Origin of the sequence: Azospirillum sp. TSO35-2 (assembly GCF_003116095.1) — a bacterium.
GTDB lineage: Bacteria > Pseudomonadota > Alphaproteobacteria > Azospirillales > Azospirillaceae > Azospirillum.
In genome coordinates, this window is record NZ_LGRA01000013.1 from 448,388 (window position 1) to 469,649 (window position 21,262).

At 69.7% G+C, this 21,262-nt stretch carries 18 protein-coding genes; 3 read left to right on the forward strand and 15 right to left on the reverse strand.

Annotation, left to right across the window (positions count from 1 at the left end; genetic code table 11):
- Positions 1–109: 109 nt before the first annotated feature.
- From TSO352_RS09405 to TSO352_RS09445, 9 genes are all read right to left on the reverse strand, one after another.
- Complete coding sequence (locus TSO352_RS09405) at positions 110–1,807, reverse strand: AMP-binding protein (protein ID WP_348770597.1); 1,698 nt, start codon at positions 1,805–1,807, stop codon at positions 110–112.
- A 184-nt stretch (positions 1,808–1,991) separates the two neighbouring features.
- Positions 1,992–3,401, reverse strand: a complete 1,410-nt coding sequence (locus TSO352_RS09410; protein ID WP_109107075.1) for an aldehyde dehydrogenase family protein — start codon at positions 3,399–3,401, stop codon at positions 1,992–1,994.
- Between the two features lie 140 nt (positions 3,402–3,541).
- Positions 3,542–4,192 (reverse strand): S8 family serine peptidase, encoded by a 651-nt coding sequence (locus tag TSO352_RS09415; protein ID WP_109107076.1) that lies wholly within the window; start codon positions 4,190–4,192, stop codon positions 3,542–3,544.
- On the reverse strand, positions 4,177–5,928 hold the full coding sequence (locus TSO352_RS09420) for an ABC transporter ATP-binding protein (RefSeq protein ID WP_109107077.1): 1,752 nt from the start codon (positions 5,926–5,928) through the stop codon (positions 4,177–4,179). The genes TSO352_RS09415 and TSO352_RS09420 overlap by 16 nt, the downstream gene beginning before the upstream one ends.
- A gap of 67 nt (positions 5,929–5,995) precedes the next feature.
- Positions 5,996–7,120: a quinohemoprotein amine dehydrogenase subunit beta gene (gene peaD / locus TSO352_RS09425; RefSeq protein ID WP_109107078.1), complete on the reverse strand. Its 1,125-nt coding sequence runs from the start codon at positions 7,118–7,120 to the stop codon at positions 5,996–5,998.
- A gap of 35 nt (positions 7,121–7,155) precedes the next feature.
- Positions 7,156–7,476, reverse strand: coding sequence for a quinohemoprotein amine dehydrogenase subunit gamma (gene qhpC, locus TSO352_RS09430; protein ID WP_109107079.1), 321 nt, complete (start codon positions 7,474–7,476; stop codon positions 7,156–7,158).
- Positions 7,473–8,906, reverse strand: a complete 1,434-nt coding sequence (gene peaB, locus TSO352_RS09435; protein WP_109107080.1) for a quinohemoprotein amine dehydrogenase maturation protein — start codon at positions 8,904–8,906, stop codon at positions 7,473–7,475. The genes qhpC and peaB overlap by 4 nt, the downstream gene beginning before the upstream one ends.
- Before the next feature lie 11 nt (positions 8,907–8,917).
- Positions 8,918–10,573 (reverse strand): quinohemoprotein amine dehydrogenase subunit alpha, encoded by a 1,656-nt coding sequence (gene peaA / locus TSO352_RS09440; RefSeq protein WP_158284561.1) that lies wholly within the window; start codon positions 10,571–10,573, stop codon positions 8,918–8,920.
- Between the two features lie 29 nt (positions 10,574–10,602).
- The gene (locus tag TSO352_RS09445; protein WP_109107082.1) at positions 10,603–11,922 is read right to left on the reverse strand and encodes a lycopene cyclase family protein; all 1,320 of its coding nucleotides are present in this window, start codon (positions 11,920–11,922) and stop codon (positions 10,603–10,605) included.
- 739 nt (positions 11,923–12,661) lie between these two features.
- On the opposite strand from TSO352_RS09445, the gene TSO352_RS09450 reads away from it, so the two are divergent.
- From TSO352_RS09450 to TSO352_RS09460, 3 genes are all read left to right on the forward strand, one after another.
- Positions 12,662–13,600, forward strand: coding sequence for a helix-turn-helix domain-containing protein (locus tag TSO352_RS09450; RefSeq protein ID WP_158284562.1), 939 nt, complete (start codon positions 12,662–12,664; stop codon positions 13,598–13,600).
- A gap of 105 nt (positions 13,601–13,705) precedes the next feature.
- A complete protein-coding gene (locus TSO352_RS09455) occupies positions 13,706–14,272 on the forward strand; it encodes an L-2-amino-thiazoline-4-carboxylic acid hydrolase (RefSeq protein WP_109107084.1) in 567 nt (188 codons plus the stop codon).
- A complete protein-coding gene (locus TSO352_RS09460; RefSeq protein ID WP_109107085.1) occupies positions 14,269–15,495 on the forward strand; it encodes a M20 aminoacylase family protein in 1,227 nt (408 codons plus the stop codon). Before TSO352_RS09455 ends, TSO352_RS09460 begins: the two co-directional genes overlap by 4 nt.
- A gap of 27 nt (positions 15,496–15,522) precedes the next feature.
- On the opposite strand, the gene TSO352_RS09465 is transcribed toward TSO352_RS09460, so the two are convergent.
- The 6 genes from TSO352_RS09465 to TSO352_RS09490 form a co-directional block, all read right to left on the reverse strand.
- Positions 15,523–17,145: an ABC-F family ATP-binding cassette domain-containing protein gene (locus TSO352_RS09465; protein ID WP_109107086.1), complete on the reverse strand. Its 1,623-nt coding sequence runs from the start codon at positions 17,143–17,145 to the stop codon at positions 15,523–15,525.
- A gap of 105 nt (positions 17,146–17,250) precedes the next feature.
- Entirely contained in the window at positions 17,251–17,736 is a 486-nt protein-coding gene (locus TSO352_RS09470; RefSeq protein WP_109107087.1) for a hypothetical protein, read from the reverse strand.
- 136 nt (positions 17,737–17,872) lie between these two features.
- A complete protein-coding gene (locus TSO352_RS09475) occupies positions 17,873–18,337 on the reverse strand; it encodes a hypothetical protein (protein ID WP_199231545.1) in 465 nt (154 codons plus the stop codon).
- A 268-nt stretch (positions 18,338–18,605) separates the two neighbouring features.
- The gene (locus TSO352_RS09480) at positions 18,606–20,177 is read right to left on the reverse strand and encodes a GMC family oxidoreductase (RefSeq protein ID WP_109107088.1); all 1,572 of its coding nucleotides are present in this window, start codon (positions 20,175–20,177) and stop codon (positions 18,606–18,608) included.
- Between the two features lie 63 nt (positions 20,178–20,240).
- On the reverse strand, positions 20,241–20,795 hold the full coding sequence (locus TSO352_RS09485; RefSeq protein WP_109107089.1) for a twin-arginine translocation signal domain-containing protein: 555 nt from the start codon (positions 20,793–20,795) through the stop codon (positions 20,241–20,243).
- Between the two features lie 60 nt (positions 20,796–20,855).
- Complete coding sequence (locus tag TSO352_RS09490; RefSeq protein ID WP_109107090.1) at positions 20,856–21,251, reverse strand: VOC family protein; 396 nt, start codon at positions 21,249–21,251, stop codon at positions 20,856–20,858.
- Positions 21,252–21,262: the final 11 nt, after the last annotated feature.

A 21,262-nucleotide genomic window follows, 5' to 3' on the forward strand; every position in this document is an offset into this window, starting at 1 on the left:
TGGACAGCCTGCCGCTCGCCCGCCGGGAACGGCTGTCCGGCAAGCTGGTGATCCGTGAGGGGCCGGGGCCTGGAGCCGTCCCGCCTTCCAGGCCCCGGAGACGGCGGGTTCAGGCGGTCCGGTCCTGGGTGAGGTTGAGTTCGTCGATCATGGTCTGGCGCATCACGAATTTCTGGATCTTGCCGGTCACCGTCATTGGGAACTCGTCGACGAAGCGGATGTATTTCGGGATCTTGTAATGGGCGATGGCGCCCTGGCAGAAGGCGGTCACCTGCTGTTCGGTCAGCGCCACCCCCGGCTTCGGCCGGATCCAGGCGCAGAGCTGTTCGCCGAACTGGTGGTCGGGCACGCCGAACACCTGGACGTCGGCGATGTCCGGGTGGGTGTAGAGGAACTCCTCCACCTCGCGCGGGTAGATGTTCTCGCCGCCGCGGATCACCATGTCCTTCAGCCGGCCGACGATGTTGCAGTAGCCCTCGGCGTCGATGGTGGCGAGGTCGCCGGTGTGCATCCATCCCGCTTCGTCGATCGCCTTGGCCGTCTGCTCCGCGTCGCCCCAATAGCCGCGCATCACCGAATAGCCGCGGGTCAGCAATTCCCCCGGCGTCCCCGGCGGGACGATGCGCCCCTCGGCGTCGACGATCTTGACCTCCAGGTGTGGCTGGATGCGGCCGACGGTGGAGACGCGCCGTTCCAGCGGATCGTCGGTGGAGCTTTGGAAGCTGACCGGGCTGGTTTCGGTCATGCCGTAGGCGATGGTGATCTCGCGCTGGTTCATCTCCGACACCACCCGCTTCATCACCTCGATCGGGCAGGGCGAGCCGGCCATGATGCCGGTGCGCAGGCTCGACAGGTCGTAGCGGGCGAAGTCCGGATGGTCGAGCAGCGCGATGAACATGGTCGGCACGCCGTGCAGGCCGGTGCAGCGTTCCTCCTGCACCGCGGACAGCACGGCGACCGGGTCGAACCCTTCACCGGGGATCACCATGCAGGCGCGGTGGGTGACGCAGGCGAGGTTGCCCAGAACCATGCCGAAACAATGATAGAAGGGCACCGGGATGCACAGCCGGTCCTCCTCCGTCAGGCGCATCGCCTCGCCGACGGAGAAGCCGTTGTTGAGGATGTTGTGGTGGGTCAGGGTGGCGCCCTTCGGGCTGCCGGTGGTGCCGCTGGTGAACTGGATGTTGACTGGGTCGTCGAACTGCAGGATGCCGGCCAGACGGCCCAGCTCGGCCATGTCCGCCGGCCGGGCCAGCGCCGGCAGCTCGTCGAAGTTCAGCATGCCCGGGGTCTTCTCCGCCCCCAGGCGGATCAGGTGGCGCAAGCTCGGCAGCCGTTCCAGCGCCAGGGCGCCGGTCGCCGCCCCGGCGTCGGCGCGGTCCAGTTCCGGAGTGAGCTTGCGGACCATGCCGATGTAGTCGCTGCCCTTGAAGGCGGGCGCCAGGATCAGGGCGGCGCAGCCGACCTTGTTGATGGCGTATTCAAGCTCGTGCAGGCGGTAGGCCGGGTTGATGTTGACCAGGATCAGGCCGGCCTTGGCGGTGGCGAACTGGGTCACCACCCATTCGGCGTTGTTCTGCGACCAGATGCCGATCCGCTCGCCGGGCTTCAGCCCCAGCGCGACCAGTCCGGCGGCCACCTGGTCGACCCGGCGCTTGAACGCCGCGTAGGTCCAGCGGATGCCCTGGTGGCGGACGATCAGGGCCGGCCGGTCGGGCGACAGCGCCGCGATACGGTCGAGATGCGCGCCGATCGTCTCGCCCAGCAGCGGGGTGCGGCTGGCGCCGTGAACGTAGCTCTGGGTCAGCGACAGGGTGTCCGTTTGCAAGCTGCTTTCCTCCCGGGATGATTTGTGGGCGGTTGGCCCGTTATGGGCGCCGCCCCGGCGGGGCGGGGCGGCGCGTTCCGCTACTGAACCCGCGCGGAGGCGGTCTGTCGATCCCCCGTTTGGTGAGTGTGTTTCACGGCTCAAGCGATTCCGCCAGAGCCGATCACACTCCATGCGCCCTGTTGATGACGGTGAGCTGGGTGAATTCCGCCAGCCCTTCCTCGGCGAACTCGACGCCAAGGCCGGATTGCTTGGCGCCGCCGAAGGGAATGGTCGGGCCGAAATCCAGGTGGGTGTTGACCCAGACGGTGCCGGCCTCCAGCTGGCGCGCCACGTCATAGGCGCGGTCGGGGTTGGACGACCACACCGAGGCGCCGAGCCCATAGGGCAAGGCGTTGGCCCGCTGGATGGCGTCCTCGGTGTCGGTGACCCGGATCACCGGCAGGATCGGACCGAACTGTTCCTCATCGACCAGCCGGGCGCCGTCGGCGATGTCGCGCACGATGGTCGGGCGGATGAAATAGCCGGGCCGGTCCGTGACCGCGCCGCCGGCGATGATCCGGCCGTCGCGCCCGGCGTCTTCCAGGAAGCCCAGCACCTTGTCGTATTGCGCGCGGTTCTGGAGCGGGCCGATCCGCACGTCCGGCTCAAGCCCGTCGCCGACCACCGCCGCCTCGGCCAAGGCGGCCAGCTCGGCGCACAGCGCGTCATGGATGCGCTCATGGACATAGAGGCGCTTGATGGCCAGGCAGACCTGCCCGGCGTTCAGGAACGCGCCGGCAAACAGCTTCGGCGCCACCGCCTTGGGGTCGGCATCCTCCAGGACGATGGCGGCGTCGTTGCCGCCCAGCTCCAGCGTGATCCGCTTGATCGTCGCCGCCGCCGAGGACATCACCCGCCGTCCGGTCTCGGTGGAGCCGGTGAAGGTGACCTTGCGCACGTCGGGATGGCTGGACAGGCGGGCGCCCAGGTCGTTGGCATCGGTGACGATGTTGACGACGCCGGGCGGCAGGGTTTCGGCGCACAGCTCGCCGAAGCGCAGGGCGGTCAGCGGCGTGGTCGGCGCCGGCTTGATGACCATGCTGTTGCCGGCGAGCAGAGCCAGCGGCAGCTTGAAGGCGATGATCAGCAGCGGGAAATTCCAGGGGATGATCGCCGCGACCACCCCCAGCGGCCGGCGGTGCAGCTCGACACGCCGCCGTTCGCTGTCCTCCACCACCCGCACCGGCAGGTCCAGCGCGGCGAGGCTGCGCAGGAAGGCTTCCGTATAGGCCAGTTCGGCCGTCGATTCGGACAGGGGCTTGCCCTGCTCCCGGGTCAGCAGCCGGGCGAACGCGTCGGCCCGCCGGTTCAGCGCGTCGGCAAGCCGCAGGATCGCCGCCCGCCGCTCGGCGATGGGCAGCGCCGCCCAGCCGGGGAAGGCGGCCTTGGCGGCGGCGACCGCCTCGTCCATCTGGGCCTCCGACCCACGCGGGCAGGCGGCGATCACCGCCTCCGTCGCCGGGTTGACGACCGGCATGGTGGTGTCGCCGGCGACCAGGCGGCCGCCGATCAGCAGTTTGTAATCGGACATGGGTGCGTTCCGGAAATTGGGAGGGCAGGTCTTCCGCGGGAAGCGGCCGAAGTATCGCCATCGTGGCGTGTGCGATCTATCCGCTTTGCGAACTGATTATGTTGCGGATGTTTTTCTTTGCCGTCGCGTCGGTCGGGGCGTCAGACCAGCCGCCGCTCCGGCCCCCGCCAACGGGCGACCCGGTGCAGATGGGCAAGCGCCGCCTCGTGCGACGACGGGGCGGCGGCGGCGAGAAGGCCGGCAAGATGGCCGACGGCGAGGCTGGCGCCGCCGGCGCGCGGATCCCCATCGGGGCGGCGCGGACAGGTGCCGAAGGCGGTCGGCAGGACGGAGACCTCGCCGGGTCCGCAACGGGCGTCGCCGGTGGCGGCGATGACGCCGGGATAGGCGGCCGGCCACACGGGGCCGCCGCGGGCCGGACTGGCGGCGACCAGCAGCAGGCCCCGCGCCAGCGCCGCCTCCACCGCCGCGCGCAGCACCGGACGGTCGGCGGGCAGGCCGAGGCTCAAGGTCGCCAGACGGGCGCCGCGGTCGGCGGCCCAGCGCAGCGCCGCCGCCACCGCGGCCGGGGAGGCGGTGACGCCGTCGTGGAAGATCTGGACGTCGATCAGCTCCGCCGCCGGGGCTTGCGCCAGAATGGCGGCGGCGACCGCGCTGCCGTGGCCGACGCGGTCGGGTTGGGCTGGGAGTTGCTCGACGCCCAGGGCGTCCGGGCGCAGCCGGAAGGCCGCGCGCTCGGCGACCGGCACACCGGGCAGGGCGATGCCGCTGTCGATCACCGCGACGCGCATGCGGCCTCCCGCAGCGGCCGGTCGACCGTGCCAGCCGGTTCGGGGAAGAGCCGGCCCTGCTCCAACCGGTAGACGGCGTCGCAGCCGGCCAGCGCCTCCGCCCGGTGACTGATGACCAGGCGGGTCCGGCCGGCGAACAGCCGGTCGACGTCGGCGATCAGCCGCACCGCGGCGACCGGGTCGAGGGCCGACACCGGTTCGTCGAGGATCAGGAGTTCCGGCTTGCGCAGCAGGCAGCGGGCCAGCGCGATCCGCTGCCGCTGGCCGCCCGACAGGGCCGACGCCCAGGCGCCGACCGGCGTGTCCAGCCCGCGCGGCAGCCCGGCGATCCAGCCGGCGAGCTGGGCGGCGGCCACCGCCTCGGCCAGCCTGTCCTTGTCGAGCGCGGCACTCTCCGCCGCCGTCAGGCCGAAGCGCAGATTGTCGGCGATGGTGCCCGGCAGCAGCGGCGCGTCCTGCCCCAGCACCGCCACCCGGCGGCGCAGCAGGGCAGGGTCGAGGTCGCGCAGGTCGACGCCGTCGAGCGTGATGCGGCCCTGCTCCGGGTCGTAATGGCGGTGCAGCAGGTCGGTCAGCGTGGATTTTCCAGCACCGGAGGGGCCGAGCAGCCCGACCTTCGCACCGACCGGCACCGTCAGGCACAGCCGGTCGAGCACCGGCCCGTTCAGCCCCGATCCGTTCGGCCCCGATCCGTCCGGCCCGTACCCGAACACCACGCCGTCGACCGACAGGGCACCACCGCCGGGCTCCGGCGTGACCGGTCGCGCCGGCGGGCGCACGGCCGGGGCTTCGGCCAGCAGTTGATTGACCCGGTCCAGCGACACGCGGGCGCGCTGCGCCCCGACGATCAGGCCGAGAAGGCCCTGCACCGGACCGGCGGCGCGGCCGAGATAGGCGGAGAAGGCGATCAGCGCGCCCAGCGACAGGTCGCCGTCGATCACCCGCAGCCCGCCCCACAGGAACACCGCGGCGGTCCCGGCGGAGCCCAGCAATCCCGGCACGCCACCGGTGACGAGGCCGACCATCTGCTGGCGCAGGAGCTGCCCCAGGCAGTCGCGGTTGAGGGTGGCGAGGCGGTCGGCCTCCTGGCCCTCGGCGCCCAGCGACTGGATCAGCTTCATCGCCGACAGCCGCTGGACGAAGAAGCCGGTCAGCGCCGCCATGGCGTCGCGGAGCGCCCGGCTGTTGCGCTCCACCCAGGGGCGGGTGCGGTGCAGGAACAGGGCCTGGGCCGGCAGCAGCAGGAAGGCGACCAGGGTCAGCGCCGGGTCGATCAGCGCCATCAGCGCCACCGCCCCGGCCAGGGTCAGCAGCGCGTTCAGCGCGGAGAGGGGAGCGTCCACGGCGAAGCGCTGCACCTCCGCCAGATCGCCGTCGAGCCGGCCCAGCACGTCGCCGGCCGACCAGCGGGCGTAGAAGCGCGGCGGCAGGCTTTGGAGATGGCCGTAGACATGCTCCCGCATCGCGAACAGCACGCCGGCCGAGGCGCGGGTGTAGACCAGCCGGTTCACCCCCGACAGCAGCGTCGAAACCAGCCCTGCCGCCAGCATGCCCAGCGTCAGCAGGACGAGCAGCCGGGCATTGCCGCCCGTCAGCCCGTCATCGACGATGCGCTTGGTCAGCCAGGGCTGCACCAGCCCGACGCCGGTGCCGGCGAGCGACAGCGCGACGCAGACCGCCAGACGGATGCGGTGCGGCCGGACGAAGGCACCGGCCCAGCGCAGGGAATTGGGCATGGGGGATCCTGTGGGTGACGGAGGAATCCCCCTCTCCCCGTGGGGAGAGGGGGATTCTTGGATGTGGTCAGCGCCGGATCACCCGCAGGGAGGCCATGCCCTGGTCGGGGCAGCCGGCGATCTCGACCTGACCGACGCGGTCGAGCGTGTCGGTGCTGTAGACGCCGATGTCGCAGGCGGTGCCGCCGACATAGACCTCCTTGCCGTCGCTGGAGATGTTGATCGCGTAGTAGGTGTGCGGCAGGTCGACCCGCTTGACCAGCCGTCCGCCGTCGGTGTCGATCTTCGACAGCTGGGTGTAGACGGAATAGGCCTCCGTCCGGTTCACCGGGCTGATGACGGACGAGAAGATGACGGCGCTGGTGTCCTCGAAGTCGCGCATGTCCATCCGGCCGGTGGCGAGGTCGAGCGTCATCAGCCCAGTGCGGGCGGCGCCGGGATCGGTCGCCGCCAGATCGGTGCGGGCGGTGGAGTAGGGGGTGGACAGGGTCGCCGCCTGCTCGAACTGCGGCCAGATGTCGAGGACGTCGGGCGGGCTGTGGTTGGCGCGGGTCCAGTTCAGCACCTTGTGCGTCTCCTTCACCGCCCCGGTCTTCGGGTCGAGCCCGTAGAGATCCCAGCCGAGCGCCCACAGCGTGCCGCCATCCTTGGAGAAGGCGAGCACCGCGATGCGGCGCGGCGCCGGCAGCAGGCGCACCGGCTTGGCGCCGACGCCGTCGGCGGTGTTGTAGACGGCGATGCGGGTGTCCTCCACCCGGTATTCACCGGGCAGCAGGCGGACCGGGGACTGGAAGACGTACAGCTCCTTGCCGTCGGGGCTGACGTCCATGCCGAACAGGGCGCGGACGCGCAGGTCGCCGCCCGGTTCGCCGGTTGTGGAGAAATCGGCGCGGAACACCTGCTTGCCGCTGTCCAGATCGACGCCGGACACGCTGCCCAGATGGTTGTTGATGACATAGGCGACGCGGCCGTCCGGCGAGGGCACGATGGTGCTGGGCGCCACCCCGCCGCCGGGGATGGTCAGCACCCGCTCCACCTTGCGGGCGGCGGCGTCGACCAGCACCAGCTTGTCGGGCTTGGCGCCGGTCAGCAGATAGTCCTTGGCGGCGGCGGGAGAGGCGGCGAGCAGCAGGGCGGCGAGCAGGCCGCCGAGGCGGGATGCCGTTTGGACGATGGGGCGGCGGTTTCTCATCGGACGGGCTCCGTTTGCGTGGTCCCTCATGGCGGTCATTCCTTGGGGAACACCGACTGGAGCGCGCGCCAGTCGTTCTGGGCCGAGGCGGCCTTGGCGTTCCAATCCGGGTAGCTGTTGATGGTGTCGGGCACCTGCGCCGGCCACCAGCAGGGGTCGGAGCAGCCGTAGAGGTCGGCCTCCATCGGCGCGCACAGCGCGGCGACGCTGCCGAAGGGATCGACCTCCCAGCCCGGATCCATGGTGGAGGCGCAGCCAACCACCACCTGCATCGCCACCACCTCGTCCATATGGCCGTCCTCGACGGCCTGGTCGACCAGGCGGGCCTTCTTGTTGATGGGCGTCAGATGCTTCATTTCATCCCCCTGCGCGGCGCGACGTGGCGTTCGATGAACTGCGGGTTGGCGACCATGATCTCGGCGTAGGCGCGGATGCCGAAGTCGATCCAGTCGCGCATCAGGTCGCAGTAGTGATAGGTCGGGTGCGCCGGATCGGCGTAGCGGGCGTAGGATTCGTGATAGCAGCCGCCGGCGCACAGCTTGCGGATCCAGCAGGTCTCGCAATCGGTGCCGCTGCGGTTGGCCATGCCCTCCAGGAAGCTGCCGAGGCTGTCCTTGGCGATGCCGTCCTCGACATTGCCGTAGGTCGGCTGCGACGATCCGGTGAAGCGGTGGCAGAGATGCAGGTCGCCTTCCTTGTCGACCGCCAGCATGCCCAGGCCGGCGCCGCAGGGCAGCGACTTGGTCGTGCCCTCCGACAGGTCGGTCATCAGCTGGTGCATGTTGGAGAAGCCGGTGTTGACGCCGCGCTTCGCCGCTTCGACATAGGCGCGGCCCAGCTCCTTCATGTTGCGGAAGACGTCGGCCAGCTCGTCGCCGGTCAGGTTGAAGGCCGACATGGCGCCCGAGGTGACGGGGGAGAATCCCACCTCGAAGAAACCCAGTTCGTTCTTCAGATGGTCGTGGATCGCCATCACGTCGGTCACCCCGGCGGTCAGCGTCACCCGCGCGCCGACCGGACGGGAGCGGTAGCGGGACAGCAGCATCCGCGCCTTGGCCGCCACGACGTCGTACGACCCCTTGCCGCCGACGGTGCGGCGGTTGCGGTCGTGCAGCGGCTTTGGCCCGTCCATGCTGATGGTGATGCCGAAGCGGTGGGCGTCGAGCCAGTCGACGATGTCCTCGGTCAGCAGGACGCCGTTGGTGGTCAGCGAGAAGTCCATGCGGACACCGGCGTCACGCCCGCGGCTCTCGGCATACTCCACCACCTGGCGGATCAGCGGCAGGTTGGTCAGCGGCTCCCCGCCGAAGAAGACGACGTTGACGCTGTCGCGGCCCTTCGCCTCCTGCAGCAGCAGGTCGACGCTGCGGGCGGCGGTGTCGAACTCCATCCGCTCGCCCTTGGCGGGGGTGGTCAAATCCTCCTTGTAGCAGTAGGTGCAGCTGAGATTGCAGCCGGTGTTGACGTTCAGCACGACGGTGCTGAGCGGGAACTCGCTGATGGTCACCGGCGGCTTGGACCGCTTGGCGACCGGGCCGTTCTCGACGACGCGCAGCGTGATCAGCTCGCGCAGGCTGTCGATGACCTCGGCCGGGTCGGCGACGCCGTCGAAGCGGCGGCGGACATCCTCCTCGCTCACCTCGCCCAGCTCGGCGAACAGGTCGATCAGGGCGCCGCCGACGCGGTCCAGCTCGAACAGGCCGCTGGTCGGGACGTGGAACAGGACACGCCGGTCGCCGACCGTCACGTCGCGCAGGTCGTCGCGCACCAGATGAAGGGTTGCCATGGCTCTGCTCCTCAATGGATGGGCGGGTCGTTCCAGCGCTGCACCGTGCTGATCAGCCGGCCGGAGCCGGTCAGCGTGGCGGAGCCGTCCTGGACCGTGCCGACGATCTTCAGGTCGCCGATGTTGTTGGTGCCGAACTGGCGCTGCGGGTTGGGGCCGGCGCCGGCCGGCATGAACAGGCCGGTCGGGCCCATCGCTCCGGCGAACTTGGCGTCCTGCATCTGCGCCGCCGCCTCGTTGAACGGCTCGACGTTCCAGCTCGCCGGCATCGGGCCGACGCGCACGTCGTCCTCGGTGCCCGGCTTGCCGTCCGGGCCGTTCAGGTAGCCGACCGCCTCGAACTGGGCGGTCATCGGCGGGACCGGCCCGCTGTTGCCGCCGATGCGGGCGATGGCGTAGTCGGGCTCCACCCGGACGCTGTCGAGCGTGGCGTAGACGGCGAAACCGTCGGTCCTGGCGCCGCCCACCGTCAGGCTGCGCGCGCCGGGGGCGGCGTCCGCGGCGGCCGTCGCCTCCACGGTCATGGCGGTCGGGCTGCGCGACAGGATCTTCGCCGACACGCCCGGGCCGAACGCGATCTCGCCACGGTCGAGCCCGGCGCCCCACAGCGTGATGCGGGCGGTGGTCCCCGCCTTCAGGAAGCTCTGGCTGGTGCCGAGGATCGCGCTGGCGGTCCCGCCGATCCGCAGGGCGTGCAGGCTGCCGCCGACCTCGTCCTGCTGGGTCAGGAACCAGCGTCCGTCGAGGCGGCTGCCGTCGCGCGACGCGGCGAACACCTCGCGCACCGGCTTGCCGTCGAGCGTGCCGGTGCCGCGCCACTCATAGCCGGTGTAGACGACCGAACGGCCCTCTCCGCTCAGCGGCTTGCCGGCGGCGTCGGTCAGCTCGTAGGTGACGCGGTAGCCGTTTTCGGCCTTGGTGACCGTCGCCGTCCCGCCGTAGGAGCCGATCCCCGGCCGGTGCCCGGCGACCGCCCAGCGGCCGGCGAGGTCGGGCTTGGGCGCCGCCTGCCAATCGGTCCAGGCGTCCGTCTTGAACGGGAATTTCGTCCCGAGAAGCTGCGGGATCTGGGTGGAGGCGATCTCCCACCATTTGCGGTCGCGGCCCTGGGCGGAATATTCGATGGTCGGCCATTGGCCAAGATGGAAGTTGACCAGACGCGTCCATTCGTCGGCGTCGCGGCGCTGGAGCCCGACGCGGGCGACGCTGTGGCAGCGTGCGCACATCACCGACAGGTCGCCATCGGTCACCGGCTCTTCCACCACCGCCGGGCGGCGTTCCAGCACATAGCGGTAGGGGGCGGTTTCCTCCGGCGCCAGACCCTGGCGGTCGGCGAAATAGGCGACCAGGGTCCGCTGCTCCTCCTCCGACAGCGCGACGCCGTGGAACTGGCGCATGCGGAACAGCGTCATCGTCCAGCCTTCCGGCGTCTTGCGGACATGGTCGATGCGGTGCAGCGTTCCGTCCGCCTCCTTCTGGTGGCAGGAGGAACAGCGCTCCTGGATCAGCGCCCGGCCATCGGTCGCGCCGCCGCCCGCCGCGAAGGCGTCATCGGCGATCGTCATCGCCCCGCCGAACAGCATGGTTCCCGCCAGCGCGCCGAACAGCACGCCGTGCCACTGATCGGCCGGTGCGGTGCCGCCGGAGTCTCTTCGTCTCGGTCCCATCGATACTCCCCCGTTCTTGGTCGTTGTCGTCATGGCGCGAGGTGGGATGTCCCACCGGGCAGAAATCCGTTCCGTGCCAGCCAGGCGAGCGCCACGGCGACCCGGTCGGGCGGTTGGCCGAGCCGGCGGCCCCATTGCTCCGCCAGGTCGCCGCCCTGGTCCGGGCGCTCCTTCGCCGTCGCCAGCAGCGGCCACAGCTCGATCCCCTCGACCGCCAGCACGCCGCGCGGCAGGGCCGGCGTGACCAGCACCGGGCGCTCCTCGATCCGGTCGTTCACCACCACGGCGCGGCGGCGGATGCCGCGCTCCGGCAAGGGCGGCGGGGCTGGCGGCCAGGCGGCGCGGCGGGACCAGAAGGGGCGGTCCGGCCAGCGTTCCTCGGTGCGGTAGAACACGTTGCCGGCCGCGGCGGCCTGGGCGAACAGCTCGGTACAGCGCTCCTCGACGAAGCGCTCGACCAGGGGCAGCGCGCTTCGGTCCGTCAGCAGCGTGTTAACGGCCGCGGCGGCGGCGAAGGCCCAGGCCACCGCGGCGTAGACCCCGTGGCCCGACAGCGGGTCGACGGCGAAGGCGGCGTCGCCAATCCGCAGCCGGTCGGCCGACAGGCCCGCCGATCGCCGGATCGCCGTGGCGTCGCGCGCTTCGGCGGCACCGGCCGGCGTGCAGCCGGCGATCCAGTCGGCCGCCTGCGGCAGGGTCGAGATCGCGGCGGCGTGCCAGGCGGTCAGGTCGGCGCGGGCGGGGATCTCGGTGCCGTCGGTGATGACCTGCACCACCCGCCGGCCATCGGGCAGGGCGGCCAGCCAGCCCCAGCCGTCGGCGAAGGACAGCGCGGCGCTGCCCGCCGGCCCGGGCCGGCCCTGATAGCTGCGGCTCACCGCCAGCGAGCGCGGGCCGGTTTCCCGCGCCGGGGCGTTCGGCGCCCGGCGGCCGCGGGCTTCCACCAGGAAGCGGCCGGCCCCCAGCGTCGCACCCTCGTCATCGACCGCCCGCCAGCCGTCCCCCATGGGCTCGACGCGGGCCACCGCGGCGTGGATTACCGTGGCGCCGCCGGTCGCGGCGTCGCGCAGGAGCGCGGCGTCGAGGACGGGGCGGTCGACCAGATGCTCGCCGTTCAGGCCGGTGCGCCGCCCGTTCCAATCGACCGAACGCATCGCCAGCGCGCCGACCGTCGCGACCGCCTCGGCACAGCCGGCACGGCGAAGGCCTTCCACCGCCCGCACCGACAACCCCTCCACCGCCGGGCGGCGGGCGCAGGACACCAGAGCGACCTCGTGCCCGAGCGCCGTCAGGCGCCGGGCAAGCACCGCGCCCGCCGGGCCGCCGCCCAGGATCAGCACATCCGCCATCCCGTCGCCCTCCGTTCGGATATCCGCGTGGTCGCCGCACCCGGACCGGGTTTCCCGGTTCCTCTGCGGCTGCCAAGCATCGTGCAGTGACGGTTGGCGTGCGATCTATCCGATTTGCGAAAGCGGCAGGTGATTCGTCAGATTTTTCTTTAAGCGGCCAAGGAGATCGCTCGATGAAGTCAGACGTCGCGCAAGGGATATTTCTGGGGAGTCCGTGAATATCAATGGCCGATTGCCCGTGACATATTCATCTGCGGCGGTCTTGGGGATTTTGCTTTACTCGCCACCTGTCTTTTCGAATTACTGGACGACATTGTGAGCCGCAATGATGATTTGTTCGCTTATCATATTGTTAAGAACCAATGGTAATTATGCGTCGCTCGAACCAGTTTGCCCGTGTGAAAACCGGCAAGAACCCGATGACCGCGTCAAGACCTGTCGCCGTGTCAAAAATCTTTCGACTGCCTCGTTTCCCCCTACAGGGGTGGACGCTACTGAGGCTTCTGTTGTCGAAATCGCCCGGTTGCCTTCGCTTTGAGCGGCGAGTTTTTCTGTAGTGCAGAGAAATGGCTAAAAAACGCTCTTATCCATTATGCGAAATGGCGGAGATCATCCTTCTCTGTGTTTGACTTCTTTTCCAAAGCGCGGAACATGGTGGCGCCGGCATGACCGGTGCCTGGACATTGCCGCCAAAGCCACACGAACCGGCCGGATTGTGCCGTCCCTGGAGCAAGAGCGGATGGTGGAGCCCAAGATCCTCCAACCGGCGACCGACGTCGCCGACGACGTGTGGGAGCAGGAGCAGGCCTTGGCCGGCTGGACCCAGCATTACCGCCAGCTGCAGCCCGGGCGCTTCCTCGGGCGGTTGACCGAGGTGGTCGCGCCCGGCATCCGCATCTTCCGGGAGGACACCAACCTTCGCCTGCATCAGCACACCGCACCGCCGCCCGACACCTTGGTGGTCGCCGTCTCGGCTTTGGGATCGGCCCCGGCCCGGCTGGACGGCAAGCCGGTCGGCGAGGACGACGTGCTGGTCCTGCGCGGCGGCACCCTGTGCGAATTCCTGTGCAACGGGCCGATGTCGGTGCTGGCGCTGGCCATCGACGGCTGGCGGGCGGAGCAGCTTCGCGTGAGGATGCCGGACCCGGCGGAGGTTCCGACCAGCTCGTTCTCCTACGCCCGCAGCCCCGAACTGCGTATGGTGCTGCAATGCATGCTCGCCGCGACGCCGGATCTGCTGGAACAGGCCGGCGTCATCCTGCCCCTGCTGGATCACTGCGTGTCGGTGGTCGAGGCCGGCGTCTTGCACGCTGTCCGCCCCGCGGCGGTCGCCCCGTCGCAGCGGCAGAAGTTCGTCCGTCAGTTCCGTGAGTATGTGGAAGCCTACCCCGAGGAGCGGCTGTCCGTGGCGCAGGTCGCCCAGGCAATCGGGGTGACGACGCGCATGCTGGAATACAGCTTCGCCGACGTCATGGGCGTCTCGCCCAAGGATTACCTGAAGATGGTGCGGCTGAACGCGGCGCGGCGGGCGTTGCGCGTCGCCGACCCGCGGTCGACGACGGTGGCGGAGATCGCCATGGACCACGGCTTCTGGCACCTCGGCCGGTTCTCCGCCTATTATTTCCAGATGTACGGCGAAAAGCCGTCCGACACCTTGCGGGCAAACGCCTTTCCGTGAAAATCTGCCGACGATCAGGCCTGCGTTGTGGGGCGGCGCCGAACGGGCCGCCGATCACCACCTCCGGGCGGCCTGTCTCGGCCGCCGAAGGGAAGGACCGGAACGATGACCGACACCGACGACACCCCACCCGCCGCACCGCCACGTCCGGGCATGGCGCCTCCAGGCATGCCGCTCAACGCCATGGCGATCCTGGACCGTCGGCGGATCGAGGCGGCCTTCGCCAAGGCGCTCTACGACCAGCTCGTGCCCGAGATCGGCCGGGAGCGGGCGCGCGCCGTCCTGGCCCGTGCGATCGAGACGATGGCGCGCGAAACCGGCGCCGCCATGGCGGCGGAGGACCGCGCCAGCCACGGGACGGCCGACCTCGCCACCTTCCGCGAGCGGCTCGCCCTGTGGACCGCCGGCGACGCCCTGCGGCTGGAGGTGATCGAGAGCACGCCCGACCGGCTGGGCTTCAACGTCACCCGCTGCCGCTACGCCGAGAGCTATCGCGAGATGGGCGTCCAGGAGATCGGCGACATCCTGTCCTGCAACCGCGACGGCGAGTTCATGTGCGGCTACCGGCCGGATGCCCGCTTCACCCGCACCCGCACCATCATGCAGGGCGACAGCCACTGCGACTTCCGCTACAGCCTGCCTGAAAGTGGCAGCATGGAGACGCCTGAATGAGCATCCCTCCGAACGTCCGCCTGAACCCGGCCGCCGCGGCGCTGGCGCCGGAGATGCGGCACTGGCGGCACCATCTGCACGCCCACCCCGAAACCGCCTTCGAGGAGCATGAGACCGCCGCCTTCGTCGCCGGCACGCTGCGCTCCTTCGGGCTGGAGGTGGAGACGGGGCTGGGCCGCACCGGCGTGGTCGGCACGCTGAAGGGCCGGCGGCCGGGCAACCGCGCCATCGCGCTGCGCGCCGACATGGATGCCCTGCACATCCACGAGGCGAACGACTTCGCCCACCGCTCGGTCAATCCGGGCCGGATGCACGCCTGCGGCCATGACGGCCACACCGCCATGCTGCTGGGCGCCGCCAAGGTCCTCGCCGACGATCCCGACTTCGCCGGGACGCTGCACGTCATCTTCCAGCCGGCGGAGGAGAACGAGGGCGGCGCCCGCGAGATGATCGCCGACGGGCTGTTCGAGCGGTACCCGGTGGAGGGTGTCTACGGCATGCACAACTGGCCGGGCCTGCCGCTGGGCCAGGTCGCGTTGCGGCCGGGGCCGATGATGGGCAGCTACGACATCTTCGAGGTGGTGATCCACGGCCAGGGCAGCCACGCCGCCATGCCGCACATGGGCCATGATCCGGTCACCGCCGCCGGCCATCTGCTGACCACGCTGCAGACCATTCCCGGCCGCAGCCTGCACCCGATGGACAGCGCGGTGGTCTCCACCACCTGGATCTTCGGCGGCGACACCTGGAACGTCATCCCGTCCGACGTCACGCTGCGCGGCACCGTGCGCGCCTTCAAGGACAGCGTCCAGGACGTGGTGGAGGCCCGCCTGCGGGCGTTGGCGGAGCACACCGCCGCCTCCTTCGGCTGCACCGCCAGCGTGCGCTACGAACGGCGCTACCCGGCGACCGTCAACAGCCCGGCCGAGACCGCGCTGTGCGCCAAGGTGGCCGCCGGCCTGGTGGGGGAGGAGAACATCGACCACGACCCGATGCCCTCGATGGGGGCGGAGGATTTCGCCTTCATGCTGAAGGAGCGGCCGGGCTGCTACATCTGGCTCGGCAACGGGCCGACCGACGGCGGCTGCCTGCTGCACAACCCGGCCTACGACTTCAACGACGCCAACCTCGCCATCGGCGCCAGCTATTGGGTGGCGCTGGCCAAGACCCTGCTGTCGGCGGACGCGGCGCTGATGAGCGCGTCCAGCCGGCTCAGATCCTAGCGGCCTGCGGATGATTGCTCCCGGACGTCAGCTGTGCAGTCCGGGGGCTTCGTGGCCGGTGCGCGCCACGTATTCGGTGTAGCCGCCGCCATACTGGTGGATGCCCTCCGGCGTCAGTTCCAGCACCCGGTTGGACAGCGCGGCCAGGAAATGGCGGTCGTGCGACACGAACAGCATGGTGCCCTCGTACGCGGCCAGCGCGGTGATCAGCATCTGCTTGGTGTCGAGATCGAGGTGGTTGGTCGGTTCGTCGAGCACCAGGAAGTTCGGCGGGTTGTAGAGCATGAGCGCCATCACCAGCCGGGCCTTTTCGCCGCCGGACAGGACGCGGCATTTCTTTTCGACGTCGTCGCCGGAGAAGCCGAAACAGCCGGCCAGCGCCCGCAGCGAGCCCTGGCCGGCCAGCGGGAACGCCCCCTCCAGCGATTCGAACACCGTCCGCTCGCCGTCGAGCAGTTCCATCGCGTGCTGGGAGAAATAGCCCATCTTGACGCTGCCGCCGACGGTGACGGTCCCGGTGTCCGGTTCGGTCGAGCCCGCCACCAGCTTCAGCAGCGTCGACTTGCCGGCGCCGTTGATGCCCATGACGCACCAGCGCTCCTTGCGGCGGATCGTCAGGTCGAGCCCCTGGTAGATGCTGCGGTCGCCATAGCCCTTGTGCACGTTCTTCAGCACCGCGACGTCCTCGCCGGAGCGCGGGGCCGGCGGGAAGTCGAAGGTCACGACCTGGCGGCGCTTGGGCGGTTCGAAGCGCTCGATCTTGTCCAGCTTCTTCACCCGGCTCTGGACCTGGCTGGCGTGCGAGGCCCGGGCCTTGAAGCGCTCGATGAACTTCAGCTCCTTCGCCAGCATGGCCTGCTGCCGTTCGAACTGCGCCTGTTGCTGCTGCTCCTTCAACGCCCGCTGCCGCTCGTAGAAGGCATAGTCGCCGGAGTAGCTGGTCAGCGACCCGCCGTCGATCTCGATGATCTTGGTGACGATGCGGTTCATGAACTCGCGGTCGTGCGAGGTCATCAGCAGGGCGCCTTCGTAGCCCTTCAGGAAGCCTTCCAGCCAGATCAGGCTTTCGATGTCCAGATGGTTGCTCGGCTCGTCGAGCAGCATGGCGTCGGGCCGCATGAGCAGGATGCGGCCGAGCGCCACGCGCATCTTCCAGCCACCCGACAGGCCGCCGACGTCGGCGTCCATCATCTCCTGGCTGAAGCTGAGCCCGGCGAGCACCTCGCGCGCCTTGCCCTCCAGCTCATAGCCGCCCAGCTCCTCGAAGCGCGCCTGCACCTCGCCGTAGCGCTCGATGATCGCGTCCATCTCGTCGAGGCGGTCGGGATCGGCCATCGCCGCTTCGAGGCTGGCCAACTCCTCCGCCACCGTGCTGACCGGCCCGGCGCCGTTCATCACCTCGGCGACGGCGCTGCGGCCCGCCATCTCGCCGACATCCTGGTTGAAATAGCCGATCGACACCTGCTTCTCGATCGACACTTGGCCGCCGTCGGGCAGCTCCTCGCCGGTGATCATCCGGAACAGCGTCGTCTTGCCGGCGCCGTTGGGACCGACCAGCCCGATCTTCTCGCCCCTGTTCAGTGCCGCAGACGCTTCGAGGAAAAGGATTCGGTGACTGTTCTGCTTGCTGATGTTCTCGAAGCGAATCATGTGCGGACGGGTTCCCGTGGCGAGGTTCGGCCCCTTATGCCACAGGATGCGCGGCCCGCTGGAGTCCTAATCGCCGGGTCGGCGACGGCATTCTTCGCCGCGTTCTCAGTTGCCGGAATGGACCTCGCCTTCGACCCGCGTCAGCAAGTCGGTGAAGAAGGCCACATCCTCCGGCGTCAGGCCGAGCTTGGCATGGCGGGGCAGGAACTGGGCCACCGGGCGACCGCTCTCCCGCCCTTGCAACACACCGTTGCGGACCACCAGCGATTCCCGGGCGAGTTCGGCGGCGGTTTCGTGGCAGCGACCGCAACGCTCCTTGAAACGCGGCTCGGTGCTGGCCTGGGCGAGCAGCATGTCGTACATCGGTTGGACGAGGTCCGGCGGCAGGTGGTGATTCCCCAGGAAGACGAGCAGGTCGTCCGTGTGATGGCGCCCCTGGAGCCTCCCGTCCTTCACCGTCAGGAATTGCCGCGCCCAGCTGGCCGCGTGGTCGTGGCAGTCCCCGCAAGTCTGTTCCCAGAACCAGTGAAGGTCGGTCGCCGTGCCCGGCGCGGCGATGAAAAGCAGCGGAACGGCCACCGTCATCGCCATCAGGCGTCTCATGATGCATCCCTCCATGCGGTTGCGATGCATCCAGTTTAGCGCGCACGGTGCACGGAGGGGCCGGCGCATGGGGCTAAAGAGCGGTGGTGGGACGTCATGTCCCACCACCGGGCGGTGGAGCCGGTCAGGCGTCGGCCGCCTCGATCGCGCGACGGGCCCGTCGTGCCGGCGCCTCGTCCGGCGCGCTGTGGCCCAGGCCTTCGAAGTCGCCGCGCAGCGCCTTCAGCGCCGTCCGCTCGCGCTGGATCTCGGCCGCGCTGCGGATGCCCAGGCGCCGGAGCACCGGAATCGGCGGGCACCAGCCCTGAAGCGCGTGCTGAAGCAGAAAGCCGGCGACGGCGGCGGGCAGCAGCAGAAAGCGCCGGTCGGCGAACGCGCCCAGCAGGGTGCCGGTCAGCGCCAGGGTCGCCGCGTTGGTCTCGAGCGTGCGCTCGACGTCCCATTCGCGATCGAGGTCGCGGAGGCGGCGGTCGATCTCCTCCGGATGCTCGGCATGGTGGCGGACGCTCTGCGTGATCTCGGCGGCGATCCGACGGTTCAGTTCGGCGGACGTGGCATTCTCCACGCGGGAGACGGTGGCGGGCAGCATGGATCCCTCCTGGGTCGGTTCCGGTGAACGGCGCCGCGTTGCCGGCGGCGCCTTGTCCCGCAAACATGAGGGAGTTCTGATGCGTTCCCCGGAGTGACGGCTCGGGCTTGCCTGCGCGCGCCGCGCCCGGGACTCCGGAGGAGGGGTCCGGAGCCCCGGGCGGGCCGAACGCGCGTTCATACGCCACGCAGGCTTCGGCCCTATCGGGCCGCGGCCGCCGTCGCGGCCGGATACCGGGTTCAGGAGTCAAGACATCCAGAACCCGGTATCAGATCTCCCGGTGGCTCATCTGCTCGGCGATGTGGTCGGCCTGCCGGATCGCCAGCGCGACGATGGTCAGGGTCGGGTTCTCCGACGCGCCGCTGGTGAACTGGCTGCCGTCCGACACGAACAGGTTCTTGATGTCGTGCGTCTGGCCCCATTTGTTGACGACGCCGTCCCGCGCGTTGGCGCTCATGCGGTTGGTGCCGAGGTTGTGGGTGGAGGGGTAGGGCGGCGTGTGGATGGTCCGCGTTGCGCCCACCGCGTCGTAGACGGCGGAGCCGCGGCCGTAGGCGTGGGTGCGCATGGCGACGTCGTTGGGATGGTCGTCGAAGTTCACGTTCGGGATCGGCAGGCCGAACTTGTCCTTCTCGGTCGCGTGCAGGGTGATGCGGTTGGTCTCGCGCGGCATGTCCTCGCCGACCAGCCACATGCCGGCCATATGGTCGTAGGCGTCCATCGCCGAGCTGAAGTCGCGGCCCCAGGCGCCGGGGTCGAGGAAGGCGGCCATGAAGGGCACGCCGAGCGACAGCGTTTCCATCTCGTAGCCGCCGACGAAGCCGCGCCGCGGGTCGAAGCGGGATTCGTCGCGGATGATCCCGGCCATGGTGGTGCCGCGGTACATGTGCACCGGTCGGTCGAACACCGCGTAGACCGAGCCGGTCATGTGCCGCATGTAGTTGCGCCCGACTTGGCCCGACGAGTTCGCCAGCCCGTCCGGGAACATCGACGACGCCGAGTTCAGCAGCAGGCGCGGGCTCTCGATCGAGTTGCCGGCGACGGCGACGACGCGGGCCTTCTGCCGGTGGAAGGCGCCGGTGGCGTCGGCGTAGAGCACCGCGTTGACCCGGCCCTTCGCGTCATGCTCGATCTTCAGGACCTGGGAGTTCGGCCGGACCTCCAGGTTGCCGGTGGCCTCGCCCTTGGGGATCTCGGTGTAGAGGGTCGACCATTTCGCACCCGACTTGCAGCCCTGGAAGCAGAAGCCGATCTGCTGGCAGGCGCCGCGGCCGTCGCGCGGCTTGCTGTTGATCGACATGTTGCCGGTGTGGAACTCGTTGTAGCCCAGCTTCTTGGCGCCGGCCGCCAGCACCTTGTAATTGTTGTTGCCGGGCAGGCGCGGGATGCCGTTGGTGCCGGTCGTCCCCATCTTGAACTCGGCCTTGTCGTAATAGGGCTCCATCTCCGCCAGCGTCACCGGCCAGTCGAGCAGGTTGGCCCCCTCGATCTCGCCATAGGTGGTGCGCGTCTTGAACTCATGCTCCTGGAAGCGGAGCGAGGCGCCGGCCCAATGGACGGTGGAGCCGCCGACCGCCTTGACGATCCAGGCCGGCAGGTTGGGGAAGTCCTTCGCCACCCGCCAGGCGCCCGAGGTGGTCCGCTTGTCGAGCCAGGAGATTTGCGAGAAGCTCTTCCACTCGTCGTTCACGAAGTCCTGAATCTCGTGGCGTCCGCCGGCTTCCAGGCAGACGACCTTGATCCCCTTCTGCGCCAGCTCGTTCGACAGCGTGCCGCCGCCGGCACCCGATCCGATCACCACCACGACGCCGTCGTCGTCCAGTCCGAATTTCGCAGCCATTCCTCGGGTCCTCCCCCTTAGGGTATTTGATTGGGCGTTCTTTGAGGCGCGTCGACGCTGCCGTCAGGCGTCCTTGATCCAGTCGAGATCGTCGAAGCCGCGGTGGACGTAGCCGCCATACTCGGCCGAGGGCCCTTCGTAGCCGAGCTTGGCCCACACCTCCGGCTGGTTGTAGAGGGCGACCACCATGTCGCCGCGCACCTTGGCGAAGAACGGGGTGGATTCGATCGACTTCAGCACCGCCACGCGGTCGGCCTCGGCCGGAATGGCGGCGTAGGGGGCGTTGCGCAGCTTGCGCGCGGCGGCGTCGAGCGCCACGGCGCCTTCGTTGAGCTGGCCGGCGATCGTCGCGTCCTTGGCCGCCGCCTGGTCCATCGAGGCCAGCGCCGTTTCGTAATAGGCGTTGCCCAGCCGGTCGTGCGGGTAGAGGTCGCGCACCATGACCAGCAGGGTCTTGGCCGCCTCGGGCTTGATCGCCGTCAGCCCCTCGGCCCAGGCCGGCGTTGCGGTGATCGACACCATCCCGCCCGACACCGCGCCCGCCGCCGCCACCGAGGCGGCGGAGGTCTTCAGGAAATTCCGCCTGTTGAGCCGTGTCCGTTTGTCGAGAACGCGCATGATCGACGTCTCCTTCCCATGGTTGGTTGTTCTTGCTGCGCCAAATCAGCGGCAACGGCGTCAGCGGTAGCGGCCGTGCCGTTGCAGGACCTCGGTCTTGTAGCCGTCCGGATCGGTGACGAAGAAGAAGCGGGCGAGCAGCGTGCCGCCCGGCGCGAATTCCTTCACCGGCGTCACCGGAAAGCCCAGCGCCGACAGGCGGGCGTGCTCGCGCTCCAGATCGTCGACCGCCACCGCCATGTGGCCGTAGCCGTCGCCGTGGCTGTAGGGGGTGCTGCGGTCGTGGTTGACGGTCAGCTCCAGCTCGACATCGTTCTCGGCGTTGCGCAGGTAGATCAGCGTGAAGCCGTCGAAGGCCAGCCGGTCGGCCGGCTCAAGCCCGAAGGCCTTGGCGTAGAAGTCCAGCGACCGCTGTTCGTCGAGGACGCGCACCATCATGTGGATGATCTTGGCCATGATGTTTCCTG

Excerpts from the sequence above, each read along its gene's own strand:
- TSO352_RS09410 (WP_109107075.1), bottom strand. The coding sequence starts at position 3,401 with ATGTCCGATTACAAACTGCTGATCGGCGGCCGCCTGGTCGCCGGCGAC.
- TSO352_RS09415 (WP_109107076.1), bottom strand. The coding sequence starts at position 4,192 with ATGCGCGTCGCGGTGATCGACAGCGGCATCGCCCTGCCCGGTGTGCCG.
- TSO352_RS09420 (WP_109107077.1), bottom strand. The coding sequence starts at position 5,928 with ATGCCCAATTCCCTGCGCTGGGCCGGTGCCTTCGTCCGGCCGCACCGC.
- peaD (WP_109107078.1), bottom strand. The coding sequence starts at position 7,120 with ATGAGAAACCGCCGCCCCATCGTCCAAACGGCATCCCGCCTCGGCGGC.
- qhpC (WP_109107079.1), bottom strand. The coding sequence starts at position 7,476 with ATGAAGCATCTGACGCCCATCAACAAGAAGGCCCGCCTGGTCGACCAG.
- peaB (WP_109107080.1), bottom strand. The coding sequence starts at position 8,906 with ATGGCAACCCTTCATCTGGTGCGCGACGACCTGCGCGACGTGACGGTC.
- peaA (WP_158284561.1), bottom strand. The coding sequence starts at position 10,573 with ATGGGACCGAGACGAAGAGACTCCGGCGGCACCGCACCGGCCGATCAG.
- TSO352_RS09445 (WP_109107082.1), bottom strand. The coding sequence starts at position 11,922 with ATGGCGGATGTGCTGATCCTGGGCGGCGGCCCGGCGGGCGCGGTGCTT.
- TSO352_RS09450 (WP_158284562.1), top strand. The coding sequence starts at position 12,662 with ATGGTGGAGCCCAAGATCCTCCAACCGGCGACCGACGTCGCCGACGAC.
- TSO352_RS09455 (WP_109107084.1), top strand. The coding sequence starts at position 13,706 with ATGACCGACACCGACGACACCCCACCCGCCGCACCGCCACGTCCGGGC.
- TSO352_RS09460 (WP_109107085.1), top strand. The coding sequence starts at position 14,269 with ATGAGCATCCCTCCGAACGTCCGCCTGAACCCGGCCGCCGCGGCGCTG.
- TSO352_RS09465 (WP_109107086.1), bottom strand. The coding sequence starts at position 17,145 with ATGATTCGCTTCGAGAACATCAGCAAGCAGAACAGTCACCGAATCCTT.
- TSO352_RS09470 (WP_109107087.1), bottom strand. The coding sequence starts at position 17,736 with ATGGCGATGACGGTGGCCGTTCCGCTGCTTTTCATCGCCGCGCCGGGC.
- TSO352_RS09475 (WP_199231545.1), bottom strand. The coding sequence starts at position 18,337 with ATGCTGCCCGCCACCGTCTCCCGCGTGGAGAATGCCACGTCCGCCGAA.
- TSO352_RS09480 (WP_109107088.1), bottom strand. The coding sequence starts at position 20,177 with ATGGCTGCGAAATTCGGACTGGACGACGACGGCGTCGTGGTGGTGATC.
- TSO352_RS09485 (WP_109107089.1), bottom strand. The coding sequence starts at position 20,795 with ATGCGCGTTCTCGACAAACGGACACGGCTCAACAGGCGGAATTTCCTG.
- TSO352_RS09490 (WP_109107090.1), bottom strand. The coding sequence starts at position 21,251 with ATGGCCAAGATCATCCACATGATGGTGCGCGTCCTCGACGAACAGCGG.